1 protein-coding gene is annotated in these 1247 nt (G+C 35.8%); it reads right to left on the bottom strand.

Annotated features, from left to right (window positions below; all coding sequences use genetic code 11):
* Positions 1-909 (bottom strand): glycine betaine ABC transporter substrate-binding protein, encoded by a 909-nt coding sequence (locus tag FC65_RS10720; protein ID WP_082619101.1) that lies wholly within the window; start codon positions 907-909, stop codon positions 1-3.
* Positions 910-1247: the final 338 nt, after the last annotated feature.

Raw genomic sequence — 1247 nt, 5'->3', positions numbered from 1 at the left:
TTATTTGTTTTTTAAATCATCTATCGTATTTATATCTTTCATATATTTAGGCACCGCTAAACCTGTCTTAGCGTGTTGCATATTTTTAGCAAGTTCATCATATTTGCCTTGATATTTTTTAGCATATAATTGATTAGTGACTGGTAATTCTACTGTTACGGTTGCATCCGAACTACCATGTGCAATAGAGCTCCACATGACACCTATATCTAACTGTCTCATAGTTACATTGTAACCTTTTTGTTTTAAAAGAGTTTTTACTAACCTCGTTGCTGCTATTTCATAATCATACGGTGTGTAAACTAAATTAACTTTCTTACCTTTACCTGCTGGGACGCCTTTGGTCCATTTTTTTACCTGTTTAGGATGGGTTTCAATAAATTCATTTATTGCTTTTTGAGTATCCATACCGTCATTAATTTTTAACATTAGTGGGACAGCCATGTCTAACTTCCAATTAAACTGTTTTAATAGTTTTGCAGCCCCAGGATTTTCTTTCCTAAAGCCGAGTCTTGCTATGGTGCGCATTGATTCACCATGGCCATAAACATGTTTTGGGTCCTTTAAAAATTTCAAGGAATATTTTGCAACCATCCAATGGGGCTGCCAACTAAGAACTACGATTGGTTGCTTGTGTTTGACTGCTTTATCTAAAGTACTAGTCATAGCTGCTGTTGAAGTTGGCATAATTTGCCAATTGGCCTTTTTTAATCCATATTTATTTAAAGCGTCCTCAGTTTTTTCCATTGAACCAGCGCCTGCTTCAATACCTGTGATAGTATAATTCACCTGTTTGCCCAGTTTTTGATTTTCTTTATATGTTGGAGGGTCCCCACAGGCAGTAAGTATAATCATTAAGGTAAAAAAAGCTAGTAGGAATTTTATATAATGGTAAATGTTATTTTTCAAATGTTGACTCCTTACAATTTGTGATTAGTTCATTTTGGGGATAAATACCGCGGTATATGATAGTATATCATACACCACATGGTGGTCTTGCTGCAAAGTTCCCAGATAAATGGCCCCTTCTTAAGCGTCACATATTTATGATTGTACTGTAACGTAGCTTAGCTTTTTTCATTTCGCAGACTTTTTGGCAAATTTCTAGCAGTTTCTAGCATAGTAAAAAGCTATGTTATAATAATGTTGAGGGAAATGGTCATTGAGATTCACCTTCTAGTCGACTTGGATTGATCCCCAAGTCTGAAAGTGACTACGAATGACATTCGGCCTCCTGGTAGAGCATC

This window comes from Ligilactobacillus acidipiscis DSM 15836 (genome assembly GCF_001435755.1).
GTDB lineage: Bacteria > Bacillota > Bacilli > Lactobacillales > Lactobacillaceae > Ligilactobacillus > Ligilactobacillus acidipiscis.
This window is presented reverse-complemented; position numbering and strand designations above follow the sequence as displayed.